We start from the raw sequence: 13,704 nt of genomic DNA, 5'->3' as shown, positions 1-13,704 counted from the left end.
GGCGCGTGATCGGCGATCCGATTTGCGGACACTCAGACAATGAGCTTATTGCGCGTATGCGAGACTTGCCGGCCAGTCTCCACGCGGTACTTTCGCTCGTGCACTGGGGGGCATATGGCAAAGATCAACATCCAATGGGCTAGATCGGACTTGATCAGTGTCTCCGATGAAGCGAGGGACCTAGGCTTTGACCTCCGCAAGTTTGACCGGCAGGACGACGAGGTTCAGGCGTCCGTACGTAAAGCCTCGATCGACCGGGTCATGCAGAAAGTCCGGGAAGCGTGGGACGAGGCTCAAGAGGAGCGCAAACCGAAACGCTTCAGCGAGGTTCGAAACGGCGTCTATGTCATCTCGATCGGCGATGGCTTCGGCGTTTCTTATGCCAAGGGCGTCTCGGAGGTGATGTACATCGGCAGAGGAGTTTTCTCCAACCGCATCCGCTCACACCTGCACAACTGGATCTTTGATATGTCCCGGTCGCTTCGCGACGTATCCTTCCGCTTTTATATGGGGGCGATTGGTGACGGCAGGAATGTCGATGCGTTCAAGGATTTTGAGCATTTCTTGCTCGACGAATTCCGGGCCAAATTCGGTGAGAAGCCACTGGTGAATAAGTACGCCGGCCGTGAAGGCCACATCGATCATCAATATAATGGGGAGTGGAACGCGCCGCTTGATAATCGCGGCAAACGATATCTCTGGAGTATCAGGCCGACCGAAAGGAACGCTTGGTTCAAATACTACGAGGACGAATAGCCTTTGGCTGACGAGGGGGGCTGATCCAGCGACCTGGTGAACTGGAACGCTAAGTCGTCCATCCGGCGCGCTGGGGAAACGTTGGATGTGTCCTGTAGACTGGCCTTCTGCGACTCCTGTCCTCCCATGCGCTTTCCTCCACTGGACGCCGTCCTTCACGAGGGGCAGATCCAGGACGACGGCGAAGCCGCGAGGAACGACTGCCATGCGGATGATCGACACCCAGATCTTGATAAACATGCAGGCGGGACGCCGTCCGCCAGTAATGCTCGGTGCTGTCGCCTCGGTTTCGGCGTTTGAGTTCCTCAAGGCCTACAGCAAGGACCCGCAGCGCGCGCGCTACTACGTGCCCCTGCGCTTGGGCTTTCACGCACTGGTGGGCAGCCCCGAGCAGGCTCCCTCTCCCACGCATTCCAGCCGCCGGAACCGCACGGACCGGCTGCTGATTGACCTTGGAGGCGATCACAAACCCATTGTGGAGTACGGCAGCTTGGCGGTGACCCAAGCGATCAATTCTGGTCGGCCAGAGATCTTCAACGCGGCTGTAGAGGGTCTTGGCAAGGCCGACGAGCGGGAACTGAGGCAGCGCTTCCGCTTCTTGCTCGACCGAGGGTTCCGAGGGTTCGCGCTAGAGCCTGAAGCGGCGGGATTGGGGTTGGAGATTTTGGACGTCCTCCTGACGAGCCACGCGCCCAAGGCAAATTTCGTCAACACGGTCCGGGACTGCTTGATTTTGGGAGTTGCCGTGAAACACGGCGTCCCGTTGCAAACCGAGGACAAGCTCCTTGCGAGGCTGGCGGCTCAACATTTCGCGGCTTCCACTCACCTCGAAGGCGACGACCTGATCCTCGACTTCAGTGCCGGACCGACTGACCGAAAGCACCTGCGTGAAGAAAGCAAAGGCTACATCCATCGCGGCTGGCGTATCGCCGAAAATCGCATCCGAACACCATGATTGTTGACGCACAGCATAAGGCAGTTTCACGGGGCAAATGCTCGGATGCTTGGATATAGGCCGCCCATCCGACCTCCAGAGCTATGATTGATCAACAGGTACGGATCTGGGCGCTCGAAGACCGCATCCGTTAGACGAACGAAAGATCGCCGCGATCAGGCCGCGCCGGTTGTCGGAGACGTCGGGACAGGCCTCGTCGAGCGACAGGGGTTCGATCAGGAGCGTGTAGTCAGCGAAGATCGCGTGGATCTGGAGCGACACGGCCTTGTGGACCTCGAACCTTGGCGGACGAGTATGGCACGCGGCTCCTCGGATCGAGCCGGACTACGGCGAGTTATCGGTCGTAGGAACAAGCATCTGCAGTAGGGCGACGAGAACCTCTCGCGAGGCGCCGCTACCCACTCCAGCGTCCCAATCGGTGAAGACGCCGGCAATACCGATCCTGTCCTGTGCAAGGGCGATCGCATCGAGGATGGGTCCGCCTGACAGGCCGCGAGGGATTGGGGCGACCACCCGGGAGCTCGTGTATGTATCGAAGTTCTTCCGAGGAAATTTGAAACGCAGTCGCCCGTCAACGCAGTCTCGGGGTGCGTTCTGGTAGATGAAGGGTTTCGGCCGGAGCATCCCCTCCGTCCGGTCCCTCTTGAAATCCCTCGCGAGATAGCCGTGAACAGCGATGACAGGGGAATGCTCATGCGCGTGTGTCAGCGCGTCCCCCGGAAGGCCGCCGTCGAAGCCCCTGACCATGACGGCCGCGAGGTCATGGCGACGCTCCGAGACGAGTTCGGAGGTGGTGATATCCCCGAGCCGCTGGAGCCCCCCACCCTGGAAGACCATCTTGTCGCCTGGGTTCTCCGGCCGGCCTTTCGACTGGCCGTACAGACAGTGGGCGGCAGTCACGAGGACATGCGCGCCGGCATGTTGGAGGATGAACGCAGTGCCGATCTGCTGCGGTTCGGCTTCCCCGCCCTCATCGCAATAGATGGCCGCCAAATTTGGAGCGACCAAGACCTCGCTGGACGCGGCCACGATCAACGACACGGTTTCGGATTTCGACACGGGGCTTCCACTTCTGGTTCGTCATGCCTCATAACCGGTTCGCCGCTGGGCCGCAGTCCCTTACATCCACTGGGCGGGCGATCCGGGCTGAACAAGGAATGCGATGAGCAAGAAACCTCGCGGCGGTGACCGAAAGCCCCGGTCGGAATCGATCTACGGGACGACGACGGGAGAGATCACGGAACTCAACCTCACGGTCGATGCCCGAACCGGTGCGATCAGTTTCGGTCAGGAGATGACGAACGTCTATTCGGAGCGGTCGTATGAGCGTGCGAAGGCGCCGAAGGTCCTGTCACGCATGCCTCAACCGCCTCACGCCGCGATGTTCGAGGACAGCGACGCGCTGGCAACCCATTTCGACCGGGTCTTCGCCGTCGACACCAATACCAAGGACATCGACGGCCGCCGCATGTCAGTGGTGGGCGTCGCAACGCTGAAGCGCGAGGTGGTCCTCGGTCCCGAGAAGGTCGAGAGCGGCTGGCGCTTCGACGCGCCCTTCGCCATCGAGTACGGAGACTTGGTCGCCAAGCCCGAGCCGTTCGGGTGGATGGGCGCGCTGGAAATCTTAAAGCAGCGAGGGTTCTATGCAGCAGGCCAAAGGATCGGATTGATCGTCGATTCAGAACTCGGCCAGTTGAAGGATTTCAATGCCCGCACGGTCCCGGTGGACAGCGGGGAGTTCCTGCCGCAGGGCGTTACTCTGATCTACGCCAGTTCGGACGCGGGCAAGGAAAGCGTGCTGAACAGCGCGCTGTCGATCGCCGATGCTGCCGCGTCCCAGATACTGACCGGGCTGCAGAACGGCACGATCCCCGCCAACACGACTCCTTCAGGGGTCGAGGCGTTCCAGTCCTTCCGCGTCATCGGCGTGAACGCCGTTGCAGGTCCCCCGAGCCTGCGTCCGAGACGCTAGGGCATCCGCTGGTCTGTCGCTCCAGTCGGGCGTCACCGGACGACTGGCAGCGGCGCCCGTCTGCGAAGCATCTTTAAAACTGCGGCCTCCACCTTCACCGTGAGGCGTGGGCCCCAAAAGACATCGAGCGAACCATGTCGAACACCCCCGTCAACACGGGCGCCATCGAGCGCGCCGTGGCCGTCCTGGCCAATACCATGCGGCTGTACGTCGAGGCTCACTTGCGGTTTCCAGGCATCTTCGACGTCGATCGGGAGGAAGCGGTCAACAACCTGGATCGCGCGTTCGAGGCGAAGCTCAACGCCTTCCATAGCCTATACGACGTCTCGAAGACGTCTTTCCCCTATTCTGACTTCGGCGACACCGCCTTGCTCATCGCGGTGCGAAACGCGCTCCACCACCACGACCATCCCCTGTTCCACAGCTTTCTCTCACGGCTCTACCTCGAGGATGGGTTCGAGAAATGGAACGGAGCCGCGTTCCTGCTCGCGAAACACCCGACCCGGCACGGGGTCCCGGTCCTCATGACCCACTTTGTCCGGCTAGACGACATCGATGCGCGCCTGAATCCCGCGCGAGCCTCGCCTCTGCTCGACACGCGGACGAAGGGGACGAGGCTGATCAAGCGGTACGAGGTCATCGACCGCGGCCTAGGGCTCCCGCTGGTCCGCCAGCACGGCGTTCTCCAGCGCTACCCCGAGGACCAGATCTACCTGGACCTGATGCCGGTTTTCATATCCGCAATCTCTCGCGTCTTCACGGCGCTGCGAGCCGCTGGGGTAACGTTCAGGGGCTTCGACGCCCAAGCCTACCTCGCGCCTTTCACGACCGAAATCGACATCAATCTCGAGGCACCCGGATTCAGGTCAGTGAGGATCGGCCCAATGCCTTTCCAACCCTAGGATCAGTCGTGAGATTTCGCGGCTAGCGCCGTTGATGGGCCAGGCAGGACCTCTAGGTGAATGTGAGAGCCACCGCACTCGGTGGAAAGTAAGCCTCCTCTTCCATCTGTTCGGCGGAGCCGTCCTGCGCTTTTCGACGCTAGAGCGGGCAATCCCAGCCGTCTCCCAGAAGATGCTCATCCAGCAACTGCGCCAGTTCGAGACCAACAGCGTGGTCGAGCGCATTGTCTACGCCGAGGTGCCGCCCAAAGTTGAGTATCGTCTGACGGCTTGGGGGCAGGCGCTCTGTCCGGCCCTCGACGCCATCCTGATCTGGGCCGAGCAGCGGTCCACAGGGGACCCGAGCTAAGGTGGACAGCGACATGCGATGGCGTCGTCCGTGTCAACGCCCGCATCGGCAACGCGCCGATGCGGGCGTCTTTGGCAGGGCTAGGCGTTCGCGCCGCCGTCGACCGTTATGACCGTGCCGTTGATCATGCTGGCCGCCGGACTGGCCAGAAAGGCGACGGCGTCGGCGATTTCGCGCGGGTCCGCATAGCGTCCCACGGACGACAGACCGCGCTGAAAATCGGCGCCTTCGCCATCAGCCGGATTGGCCTCGGTATCGGTCGATCCTGGCGAGACGAGGTTCACTGTGACGCCGAGCGGGCCAAGCTCTCGCGAAAGGCCGCGCGTGAAGGACAGCAGTGCCGATTTCGTCATGGCGTAGGCCGTCACCCCCGGGAAGGGGACCCGATCACCCAAGGCGGAGCCGATCGAGATGATCCGCCCGCCCTGGCCAAGGTGCGGGATCGCGGCCTTGGTGAAGGCGACGGGTCCGCGAACATTCACGTCCATCAGGGTCTGGAATTGGGTGAGGTCCAGATCCGCGACGGGACCGGCCAGTCCGATGGCAGCGCTATTGACCAGGATGTCCAAGCCGCCGAGCGCATTGACCGTCTCCGCTACGGCGCTCTCGATGGCATCGATGTCGGCGCTGTCGGCCTTAACAGCGAGGCTGCGGCGCCCGACCTTCTGGATCGACGCGACGACGCTGTCCGCGCGCTGCGGGGAGTTTTGGTAGGTGATGGCGACGTCCGCGCCGCGCTCGGCCAAGGCCTGAGCAATCGCAGCGCCAATGCCCCGGGATCCTCCGGTGACGAGAGCGCGCTTTCCACTGAGATCGGTCATATCTGTTCCTGAGTGAAAGGGCCCGGCGGGCCCCTGGAGAGCCGCGTTTCGTCGGCCTCTTCTGTGCAGGGAGATAGGCGACGCTCCGCAGACCAGAATATCTGATCCTGCCGGAGGCTTGCCTAATCCTACCAGCGACCTATCTCACTGGCATGATGGATCCCGCACTCATCACACGCCGCCTTCTTGACGACCTAGAGCCTTTCGTCGCTGCGCGTCCCGAACCTCGGGGCGTGCAGACGCCGGTGCCCCGCCTGACGGTGTGGTCGACCACCACTCCGACCGATCCGACGCCTGCGGCATTCAAACCCATGCTTTACGCGGTCCTGCAGGGAACGAGGATCCTTTTCATGGGCGAGAACCGCTTCGAGTTGACACCGGGCGCCTGCACAGCCTCATCTTTCGGTCTGCCCTATGTGGACCAACTCACGCCTGATGCGTCAGCGCCTTACGTCGCCGTCAGTCTGGACTTTGATATCGCCAAGCTTACTCACGTCATGCTCAATATGCCCAAACGGCAAGATCTCTGGACCTGCGCGGCGGCGGCCGGAGACCTCAGCGGCCCAGTGGGTGAAGCCTTCGCCCGGCTTGTGGCGCTCGTGAAAACGCCTGGCGACATCGACATGCTGGCGGACCCCATCGAGACTGAGCTCTATTACCGGCTTCTGCAGAGCCCGATGGGCGACACGCTTCGTCAGATCGGCCAGCGCAATGCGCGTGTCCGGCACATCAAGGCGGCGGCCGACTGGCTCGCCTCCCATAATCGCGAACCTGTCGTCATTCCCGACCTGGCGGCGTCGGCGGGGATGAGCGTGACGTCCTTCCACCGGCACTTCAAGGCGATCACCGGCCACACCCCCCTCGCATTCCAGAAACACATGCGCCTGCTGGAGGCACGCAAGCTGCTCGCCGCTGGGAGCGCCACGGTCTCGCGCGTGGCGTTCGATGTCGGCTACGTCAGCGCGTCTCAGTTCAGTCGGGAGTACAAGTCGATGTTCGGCGCCTCGCCGGTCGACGACCTCGCAAGGGCGCCCGGCTGACATGGCGATGGGATCGACCAGACCGGAATACAGCCCGGTTCAGCGGCCGTCGTACGTCGTCTGGGCCGACTGGATCGTATCCATGTGCAGCACGGTCCAGTCGTAGAGGGCGCCGAACGGCTGCTGCAGCGACCGGCCGAGCGGCGTGAGCGAGTACTCCACTCCCGGAGGAGACCCCGCAAGCACGCGGCGCTCGACCATCCCATTGCGCTCGAGCTTGCGCAGGGTCTGGGTCAGCACCCTCTGGGTGATGCCGTCCAGGCGGTGGCGGATGGCGTTGAAGCGTCGCGGCTCGCGCAGGACCTGCAGCACCAGCATCGACCATTTGTCGGCGATCTGATCGAGGATCGCCCGGCTTGGGCAGTCAGCCCGGTAGACGGGGTCGCGGGGATCGTTGGGGTCGATCGGACGAGACATCGTATTCTCCAGCATACCTGGGATACTCAAGGTGCGTTCTTGACCCTAGGTATTCAAGAGATACTTGAGCGGCTTCCTGCAGAAAGGTCCCTCAATGTCTCTTCCCGCCTTCAGTCGGCTCCGTGTCTCCACCGAAGCCGGCGTCGCCCGCGTGGTCATCGGCAACCCGCCCGTCAACATCCTGGACGCCGGCCTGGCCGTTGAGCTCGTCGGATTGCTGGACGCGCTTCGCGATGACGCGGACGTGCGGGTGATCGTTTTCGAAAGCGCCGACGATGAGTTCTTCATCGCCCATGTCGATATGACCCTCATCGACGAGCCGACCGCGTTCGACAAGCTGGCCCAGTCGCTTCCATCGGCGGCCAATCCGTTCCAGGCGATCGCCCTGCGGCTTCGGGCTCAGCCGCAGGCGACGATCGTGAAGCTCGCCGGAAAGGCGCGCGGCGGCGGAGCGGAGTTCGTCGCGGCCGCCGACATGAGCTTCGCCGCACTGGAGACGGCCGGGTTGGGCCAGATTGAGGCCTTGATGGGGATCATACCGGGAGGCGCAGGGACGCAGCTGCTCGCCGAAAGAACGACGAGGGGCAGGGCGCTTGAGATTGTCCTCGGGGCCGATCTGATCGACGCCGCGACCGCCGAGCGATACGGCTGGATCAACCGGGCCCTTCCCGCCGCCGATCTGGACGTTTTCGTTGATCGTCTGGCCCGCAATATCGCGGCTCTCCCCGATGGCGTGATCGCGGCCGCGAAGTCCGCCTTGCCGCCTGCGGACCTGACCGACGGTCTCAAGCTGGAACATGAGGCGTGGGCCGGACTGTTCGCCCGCCCTGCCTGTGATACGCTCATCCGAGGCGGGCTGGAGGAGGGCGCTCAGACCCGGCTGGGCGAGCGCGATCTGGAAGGCCTGCTTCGCCGCCTTTGGCGGCGCATCCGTCCCGTCTGAGGCCGTCTGCAGATGATCACCCGAAATCCGCGGCGGCGCGAACAGTGGACCATCCCATGTTCCCGCAATCTTGGCCTGTTCTTCTAGAACCCCGCCGACGGTCGGTTGCGATGCGAGGTCCGCGTCGCACCCGTCCCGCCGCTCCCGGAAACTTGGAGTCCGACACCATGCCTAACCCCCTGTTCCGCAATCGCTCGCGATCCGCCCTGTGCGCCGTCGTCTTGTCCGCGGCCGCTTTGGCGGCATGCGGCACGACCGCCGCGCCTCACCACGTGAACCTGCAGGATGACTACAGGACCTGTTCGGCCTTCGGGTCCGCTCCAGGGTCTCGCGCCTACAGCGACTGCATGGTCGCCCAGCAGGGTCGGCGCGATGACGCCGGACTGAATGAAGCGCGCAAGAACCAGCTCATCAACGAGGGCGCCCGAGACGCCTACGCCACCGCCGAACAGGCGCGGCGGGACCGTTGCAGACGCGATCCGAACCGTCGCGAGTGCGGCCGGTAGTCCGCATCCTGAGACGCCGACGCCAAACGAAGATTGAAAAGCGATCCGGAGGAGCGCGTCAACGGCGCGTCCCTCCGGATGACGCCATGCCCTTTGAATATCGAGCAGGACAATGAGCGCCAAGGTGCAACAGCCGGGCTGGCCCGAAATTCTCGTGGGACTGGCGACCTTTGTGGTGCTCCTGGTCCCGGCAGCCCTGGCCGTCGGGTTCCTGCACGATCAGCCTGTTCTCCAAGGCGTCGTCGGCTCGACGGCCGGTGGTCTGGCGGGGGTTGGCGGCTTCGCCGCGGCCTGGGGCCTGCGGATCCGTGCCCTGGGTCCCTTCGGGTTCATACCCGTGGCGCGCCGCTGGCTGTTGATCGCTGCCGCGCTCGGGATTGTCGGCTACGGTCTGAACCTCATCATCCAGTTCACCTATGTGTCCTTCCTGGGCGACGACAACCCGCAAGCCGTGCTCCATGCGGCGGCTCAGGGCGGCGCGATCGCCTTCACCCTCTCGCTCATGGGCGGCGCTCTATTCACCCCCTTCGGGGAGGAGATACTGTTCCGGGGCGTCATAGCGAACGCTCTGAACCGGTACGGCGCCTGGGCGGGCGTCGGGCTCAGCGCGGGGATCTTCGGCATCGTGCACGGCGTCAGCGTGATCCTGCCCGTCGCCATCATGGTCGGCGTACTCTCAGCCATCCTCTTTCGCCGCACCGGGTCTGTCTGGCCCTGCGTTGTCCTGCATTGCGTCTACAATGGCGCAAACAGTTTTGCTTCGGCTTTGGGCTTCGCGCCGGTTCAGTGAAGCGTGTCCGCGACGTGTCAAAGTGGCGCGAGATCTACCCTCACCACGGTTCCACCGACGACGGCGCTGGCGATGGACACCCGCCCGCCGTGCCGCTGGACCACCTGCTGCACCAGGTTTAGCCCCAAGCCGCTCCCGGCTGAGCGCGGCCGCAGGCGATGGAAGGCTTCGAACACGCGTTCCCGCTCCTCAGGGGGGATCCCGGGCCCATCATCCTCGACCTCAAACGCCGACCCGTCGATCCTGACGATGATATGTCGCCCGCCATGTTCCATCGCGTTCTGAATAAGGTTGGTGACCACCCGTTCCATCGACGAACGATCCAGCTTCAACGATTGTCGGCGCACGGCCTGAACCTCGATCGAGCGGTCTGCCTCGATCAGTAGGGGAGCCAGGTCAGCGACGACTCCTCGCACGAGCCCGACCAGATCAAGGTCTTCGTCTTGCCTGTCCTGATCGAGCCGCTGAAGATCGAGCAGCTGGTCCGCCAGCGTCGCCAGGCGATGAACATCGGCGGCGAGCGCCCGCATTCCAGGCGTCTCTGACACCTCCACCCGGGCGCGCAGGATCGCGATAGGCGTGCGCAGCTCGTGCGCCGCAGACGCGATGAACCGGCGCTGGCGCTCGTAGCCCTCATCGAGACGGTCCAGCGCCAGGTTCATGGCGCGAACGAGTGGTGCAATCTCAACCGGCACATAGTCCTCGCTCAGGCGACGACCGCGTCTCGCTATATCGATCTCCGCCGCCTCCTGGGCGATGCGCGACACCCCGGCGAGCGATCGCCTGACGATCCACGGCGTGACAAGGACCGACGTCAGCACGAGCAGCAGAAAGATCGGGAGGACGATCACATTGGACGCGATCAGGACAATCATGCTCAGTCTGTTCAGCTTGCCGTGCCCGAGGATCGTCAGCGTTCCGGCCGGCGCCGTTTCCCGCCGGAGAACAGCTGTCAGGTCGTGCGGCGCCTCGCGATCGCGGAGTTGCGCATACGAGAAATCCGCCAGAGCGCCGAGCGACGCATAGCGGGCCGGCACGTCGCCCAGCGATACGCTGCGGCCCTCGTCGTCCTCGACCACGAACCAGAGATCGGGCGCCTCCTTCCGCAGTTCGGTCAGTTCATGCGTCATCCGGACGAAGAGACGACCGTCGTCGTTTCGATCGATCGCCCGTGCGATGACCGGGGTGATGCTCTCATCGGTATAGGGGCCCCCGCTGTCGATGCGGATGGTCACCGCCAGGATGGTCGCGAAGGAGATGAGAAGGATCGCGAGCTGAACGGCGAGGGGGTAGATGATCAATGGGCGCTTGAGCGAGAGAGGCCGGCTCATAACGGTTCCCGCAGCAGATAGCCCACGCCCCGAATGGCGTGGATTTCGACGCCGGCCTCCGCATCGGTGAGCTTACGGCGGAGCCGCGAGATGTGAGAATCCAGGGTGTTGGACTGGATCTCGTCGTCGAACCAGAAGACCGCCTGTTCCAGCGCTTCTCGCAGCACGGTTCTCCCGCGCCGCTTCATCAGCGCGGCGAGCACCCGCAGTTCGCGTCGTGGAAGGTCCAGCCGATCCTCGCCGATCCTCGCTTCCTCATTAGCAAGGTCGAAGACAAGCCGGCCTGCGCGGATGTCATCGTCATTCTTCACACGGGTGTTCCATCTCCACGTGGTTGGGGGCCGAACCCAACGGCGCGACCGTGAAATGCGCCGAACATGTTTTCACAAAATCCGGGACGGTCGGTTCTACGAGCAGAACTTCCTGCTCGACGGAGCGGCGATACACAGGCAGTTCGTGGTGAACTTGGCGCTGTACAGTCGGTCGCCCGGGCCGACCGGCCAGCGTCGAACCTGAGTTATGGCTGAGCGCCTTGAGCGCCAGTCGGCAAGGTAGAATCGACGCTTCAGACGATGTTGAGGAGTGGCTCGGGCGCCGCGATCTAGCCCTGCGATGATAGTCGCTTGGCTGGAGTTGCAATGGTTTTCGTGACGTCGGAAAGGCCGGTCACCCGCCCGGTTGTCAGCTATAGGGGGCCGGTCGGACTCGATCCTGGAGGATCGCGCCTAGGCCGAGCGAACGCGCCGTCGGTCCTAGTTGCCGCCTTCGCGGCCGCCGGCTTCCCGCAGCAGGTCGCCAATCCCTCGCCCGTTCAGGCGACAGGCGGCGACGACGCGATCGTAGACGACGACCCGGCCGCTTCTGCCCCTGACCGCGACGCAGGTTAGCCTGCGCCCCCGCACCAGACTGGCCAGACGATCCCGGGCGCCGCGACCGGCCGGGCTGTTGAGTTCTGGAGCGTCGAAGTCCGACAGCCGCACCTCGATCCAGGTCGAGGGGTCCGCCGTGGGGCCAAGGCACAGGCCGTCGCCGTCCCCGACATAGCGGACCAGCCCGGAGAAGGTCTCGCCGGCCCGGTCAGGCAGGCGTCCCTCGCACGGGTCGGCGCGGGCAGCGGCGGGGGTGAGGAGGAGGCCGGCGACAACGAGGAGCCATTTCATGGGCACAGGGTGAAGCGCGTCCGCCGCTTCGCCAAGACGCCATCGATCGAAAGGGAAAGCGAGGGCGGCGGCGGGCGCTCCGATCAGGGAGCGCAGACCAGGAGGTCGCCATGAGATCGCTTCCCGACCGCGCACCAGCATACCCGGCCCTTGCGGCTACACCCCCCTTCACCGCCGAGCCGTCAACGCTCTCAAATCTGGACGACCTGGCCCTGCTCGGCCTGCTGCTTGGGCGATGCCTGCCGGCGCCTATGGTCGGTGCCACCGCTGAGGCCCTCGTCGATCGGTTCGGGTCGCTCGGCGATATCGCCGCCGCCGAGGTCGCCGAACTCGGCCGGCTGCCCGGGATTGGTCCGGCGGCCATTCTGGATCTCAAGCTGTTGCGCGAACTGAGCGTGCGGCTGTCGCGGACCACGGCGTGCGCCCGCCCGGTCCTGTCATCCTGGAACGCGCTCACAGCCTATGCCCGGACGACCCTGGCCCATCTGCCCCGGGAACAGTTCCGAACCCTCTTTCTCGACCGCCGCAATCACCTCTTGCGCGACGAACTGGTCGCCGACGGCACGGTGGACCACGCGCCCGTCTATCCGCGGGAAATCATCCGGCGGGCGCTCGAACTGTCCGCCTCGTCCCTGATCCTGGTTCACAACCACCCTTCCGGCGATCCGACCCCGTCCCAGGCGGACATCGTCGTCACCCGCCAGATCGTGGACGCTGCGAAACTGTTCGGCATCCAGGTCCACGACCATCTGGTCCTGGGGCGTCAGGGGACGGCGAGCTTCAAGCAACTCGGCCTGTTCTGAGGCCGTCATGACCCTTCACGCCATCGTCGCCGCCCTGGGCGGCGACCTCTACCAGAGCGGGCTGCGCGCCAATGTGCCCGCGCCGGGCCACAGCCAGGCCGATCGATCGGTCTCGCTCCTCCTTTCCCAGGGTCGGGTCATCATCCACGGGTTCGGCGCGGCGGACTGGAGGGCCATCCGCGACCACCTGCGTAGTTCGGGTTTCATCGACGATACCGGGCGTCTCACGGGGGCGGGGCGCGCCCCGGTGTCGGCCCCGGCGCCGGACCGCCGGCGGCGCATCGAGACCGCCTCTCGTCTGTGGCATGACGCTCGACCGTTAAGCCCCTCCGATCCCGCGTGCCTCTACCTGCGGCGCCGCGCCGTCCAGAGCGGCGACGGGGCGCTCGACCTGCGCTTCCATCCCGCCGTCCCCGTCTCCATCTACCGGCCCGGCGGGCGCACGCGTCCGGCCCTCGTCGCGCGAATCGTCGGGGCGGACGGGGGCCTGACGGCCGTCGAGGTGACCTATCTCGAGCCGAACGGCCTGGGCGCCGTCGGCCTCGCCGTGCCCCGCAAGACGGTGGGCGTCGTGCCGCCTGGCGCGGCGGTTCGCCTGTCGCCGGCGGCCGAGGAGATGCTGGTCGGCGAAGGGGTGGTCACCACCCTGTCCGCCATCGACCGCTTCCGCCTTCCCGGCTGGGCCCTGATGTCGGCGAACAATCTCGCGGCCTGGACCCCGCCGCCGGACGTCCGGCGCCTGCTGGTCGCCGCGGACCGGGGCGCGGTCGGCGAGGACGCCGCCGCCCGCCTGGGCCATCGCCTCAGGACGCTGGGAATCCAGGTTCGGGTCTGCTGCCCCAACCCGCCGTTCGAGGACTGGAACGCGATCGCCCGCGGCGTCGCGAAAGGAGGAGCGAGGGCGCTCGGGGGCGCCGGAGCGGCGGGGATGGGCCCCGTCGCCCTGCGGAGATGATCCC

General features: G+C 64.8%; 18 protein-coding genes. 11 read left to right on the top strand and 7 right to left on the bottom strand.

Translation table 11 applies throughout. The features are described 5' to 3' along the window. Window positions 1–114 precede the first annotated feature (114 nt). Window positions 115–756 (top strand): GIY-YIG nuclease family protein, encoded by a 642-nt coding sequence (locus BVE01S_RS16030; RefSeq protein WP_157076495.1) that lies wholly within the window; start codon window positions 115–117, stop codon window positions 754–756. A 205-nt stretch (window positions 757–961) separates the two neighbouring features. After that, window positions 962–1,711: a hypothetical protein gene (locus BVE01S_RS16025; RefSeq protein WP_066629746.1), complete on the top strand. Its 750-nt coding sequence runs from the start codon at window positions 962–964 to the stop codon at window positions 1,709–1,711. A gap of 81 nt (window positions 1,712–1,792) precedes the next feature. Here the strand turns inward: BVE01S_RS16025 and BVE01S_RS17500 are convergent, their stop codons facing one another. Together BVE01S_RS17500 and BVE01S_RS16020 are read right to left on the bottom strand one after the other, a co-directional pair. Then, window positions 1,793–2,026, bottom strand: a complete 234-nt coding sequence (locus BVE01S_RS17500; RefSeq protein WP_370667913.1) for a Y-family DNA polymerase — start codon at window positions 2,024–2,026, stop codon at window positions 1,793–1,795. Window positions 2,027–2,035: 9 nt separating this feature from the next. After that, window positions 2,036–2,770, bottom strand: coding sequence for a hypothetical protein (locus tag BVE01S_RS16020; protein WP_066629744.1), 735 nt, complete (start codon window positions 2,768–2,770; stop codon window positions 2,036–2,038). A 103-nt stretch (window positions 2,771–2,873) separates the two neighbouring features. On the opposite strand from BVE01S_RS16020, the gene BVE01S_RS16015 reads away from it, so the two are divergent. From BVE01S_RS16015 to BVE01S_RS16005, 3 genes are all read left to right on the top strand, one after another. Next, window positions 2,874–3,683, top strand: coding sequence for a hypothetical protein (locus tag BVE01S_RS16015; protein WP_066629742.1), 810 nt, complete (start codon window positions 2,874–2,876; stop codon window positions 3,681–3,683). A 134-nt stretch (window positions 3,684–3,817) separates the two neighbouring features. Continuing rightward, window positions 3,818–4,585: a PI-PLC domain-containing protein gene (locus tag BVE01S_RS16010; protein ID WP_218015942.1), complete on the top strand. Its 768-nt coding sequence runs from the start codon at window positions 3,818–3,820 to the stop codon at window positions 4,583–4,585. A 34-nt stretch (window positions 4,586–4,619) separates the two neighbouring features. Next, window positions 4,620–4,934: a winged helix-turn-helix transcriptional regulator gene (locus tag BVE01S_RS16005; protein ID WP_066629740.1), complete on the top strand. Its 315-nt coding sequence runs from the start codon at window positions 4,620–4,622 to the stop codon at window positions 4,932–4,934. An 80-nt stretch (window positions 4,935–5,014) separates the two neighbouring features. Here the strand turns inward: BVE01S_RS16005 and BVE01S_RS16000 are convergent, their stop codons facing one another. Next, window positions 5,015–5,755, bottom strand: a complete 741-nt coding sequence (locus BVE01S_RS16000) for an SDR family NAD(P)-dependent oxidoreductase (RefSeq protein WP_066629738.1) — start codon at window positions 5,753–5,755, stop codon at window positions 5,015–5,017. Between the two features lie 233 nt (window positions 5,756–5,988). On the opposite strand from BVE01S_RS16000, the gene BVE01S_RS15995 reads away from it, so the two are divergent. Then, on the top strand, window positions 5,989–6,795 hold the full coding sequence (locus tag BVE01S_RS15995) for an AraC family transcriptional regulator (RefSeq protein WP_218015941.1): 807 nt from the start codon (window positions 5,989–5,991) through the stop codon (window positions 6,793–6,795). Between the two features lie 39 nt (window positions 6,796–6,834). On the opposite strand, the gene BVE01S_RS15990 is transcribed toward BVE01S_RS15995, so the two are convergent. After that, window positions 6,835–7,242, bottom strand: coding sequence for a winged helix-turn-helix transcriptional regulator (locus BVE01S_RS15990; protein ID WP_244878412.1), 408 nt, complete (start codon window positions 7,240–7,242; stop codon window positions 6,835–6,837). Between the two features lie 64 nt (window positions 7,243–7,306). Here BVE01S_RS15990 and BVE01S_RS15985 point away from each other — a divergent pair, with 64 nt between their 5' ends. The 3 genes from BVE01S_RS15985 to BVE01S_RS15975 all read left to right on the top strand — a co-directional run bounded on the left by BVE01S_RS15985 (window position 7,307) and on the right by BVE01S_RS15975 (window position 9,451). Then, window positions 7,307–8,155, top strand: coding sequence for an enoyl-CoA hydratase/isomerase family protein (locus tag BVE01S_RS15985; protein WP_066629736.1), 849 nt, complete (start codon window positions 7,307–7,309; stop codon window positions 8,153–8,155). A 167-nt stretch (window positions 8,156–8,322) separates the two neighbouring features. Further along, entirely contained in the window at window positions 8,323–8,661 is a 339-nt protein-coding gene (locus BVE01S_RS15980) for a hypothetical protein (RefSeq protein ID WP_066629734.1), read from the top strand. A gap of 112 nt (window positions 8,662–8,773) precedes the next feature. Continuing rightward, window positions 8,774–9,451: a CPBP family intramembrane glutamic endopeptidase gene (locus BVE01S_RS15975; protein ID WP_066629733.1), complete on the top strand. Its 678-nt coding sequence runs from the start codon at window positions 8,774–8,776 to the stop codon at window positions 9,449–9,451. A gap of 17 nt (window positions 9,452–9,468) precedes the next feature. On the opposite strand, the gene BVE01S_RS15970 is transcribed toward BVE01S_RS15975, so the two are convergent. From BVE01S_RS15970 to BVE01S_RS15960, 3 genes are all read right to left on the bottom strand, one after another. Continuing rightward, window positions 9,469–10,782: a sensor histidine kinase gene (locus tag BVE01S_RS15970; protein ID WP_066629731.1), complete on the bottom strand. Its 1,314-nt coding sequence runs from the start codon at window positions 10,780–10,782 to the stop codon at window positions 9,469–9,471. Next, the gene (locus BVE01S_RS15965) at window positions 10,779–11,093 is read right to left on the bottom strand and encodes a winged helix-turn-helix domain-containing protein (protein ID WP_218015940.1); all 315 of its coding nucleotides are present in this window, start codon (window positions 11,091–11,093) and stop codon (window positions 10,779–10,781) included. Before BVE01S_RS15965 ends, BVE01S_RS15970 begins: the two co-directional genes overlap by 4 nt. A gap of 441 nt (window positions 11,094–11,534) precedes the next feature. Then, window positions 11,535–11,942, bottom strand: coding sequence for a thermonuclease family protein (locus BVE01S_RS15960; RefSeq protein WP_066629757.1), 408 nt, complete (start codon window positions 11,940–11,942; stop codon window positions 11,535–11,537). Between the two features lie 110 nt (window positions 11,943–12,052). Here BVE01S_RS15960 and radC point away from each other — a divergent pair, with 110 nt between their 5' ends. Then, entirely contained in the window at window positions 12,053–12,745 is a 693-nt protein-coding gene (gene radC, locus BVE01S_RS15955; protein ID WP_084375474.1) for a RadC family protein, read from the top strand. 7 nt (window positions 12,746–12,752) lie between these two features. After that, window positions 12,753–13,700 (top strand): DUF7146 domain-containing protein, encoded by a 948-nt coding sequence (locus BVE01S_RS15950; RefSeq protein ID WP_084375473.1) that lies wholly within the window; start codon window positions 12,753–12,755, stop codon window positions 13,698–13,700. The last annotated feature ends 4 nt before the right edge of the window (window positions 13,701–13,704 follow it).

Origin of the sequence: Brevundimonas vesicularis NBRC 12165, assembly GCF_001592205.1 — a bacterium.
Taxonomy (GTDB): domain Bacteria; phylum Pseudomonadota; class Alphaproteobacteria; order Caulobacterales; family Caulobacteraceae; genus Brevundimonas; species Brevundimonas vesicularis.
The sequence above is the reverse complement of the archived record's forward strand: the minus strand, read 5'-3'. Positions and strand labels throughout refer to the sequence as shown.

Bases quoted from the DNA above. Each gene is read 5' to 3' on its own strand.
- BVE01S_RS15980 (WP_066629734.1), top strand. From the start codon at position 8,323: ATGCCTAACCCCCTGTTCCGCAATCGCTCGCGATCCGCCCTGTGCGCC.
- BVE01S_RS15970 (WP_066629731.1), bottom strand. From the start codon at position 10,782: ATGAGCCGGCCTCTCTCGCTCAAGCGCCCATTGATCATCTACCCCCTC.
- BVE01S_RS15985 (WP_066629736.1), top strand. From the start codon at position 7,307: ATGTCTCTTCCCGCCTTCAGTCGGCTCCGTGTCTCCACCGAAGCCGGC.
- BVE01S_RS16030 (WP_157076495.1), top strand. From the start codon at position 115: ATGGCAAAGATCAACATCCAATGGGCTAGATCGGACTTGATCAGTGTC.
- BVE01S_RS16000 (WP_066629738.1), bottom strand. From the start codon at position 5,755: ATGACCGATCTCAGTGGAAAGCGCGCTCTCGTCACCGGAGGATCCCGG.
- BVE01S_RS16010 (WP_218015942.1), top strand. From the start codon at position 3,818: ATGTCGAACACCCCCGTCAACACGGGCGCCATCGAGCGCGCCGTGGCC.
- radC (WP_084375474.1), top strand. From the start codon at position 12,053: ATGAGATCGCTTCCCGACCGCGCACCAGCATACCCGGCCCTTGCGGCT.
- BVE01S_RS15960 (WP_066629757.1), bottom strand. From the start codon at position 11,942: ATGAAATGGCTCCTCGTTGTCGCCGGCCTCCTCCTCACCCCCGCCGCT.
- BVE01S_RS15975 (WP_066629733.1), top strand. From the start codon at position 8,774: ATGAGCGCCAAGGTGCAACAGCCGGGCTGGCCCGAAATTCTCGTGGGA.
- BVE01S_RS15950 (WP_084375473.1), top strand. From the start codon at position 12,753: ATGACCCTTCACGCCATCGTCGCCGCCCTGGGCGGCGACCTCTACCAG.
- BVE01S_RS16015 (WP_066629742.1), top strand. From the start codon at position 2,874: ATGAGCAAGAAACCTCGCGGCGGTGACCGAAAGCCCCGGTCGGAATCG.
- BVE01S_RS16005 (WP_066629740.1), top strand. From the start codon at position 4,620: ATGGGCCAGGCAGGACCTCTAGGTGAATGTGAGAGCCACCGCACTCGG.
- BVE01S_RS16025 (WP_066629746.1), top strand. From the start codon at position 962: ATGCGGATGATCGACACCCAGATCTTGATAAACATGCAGGCGGGACGC.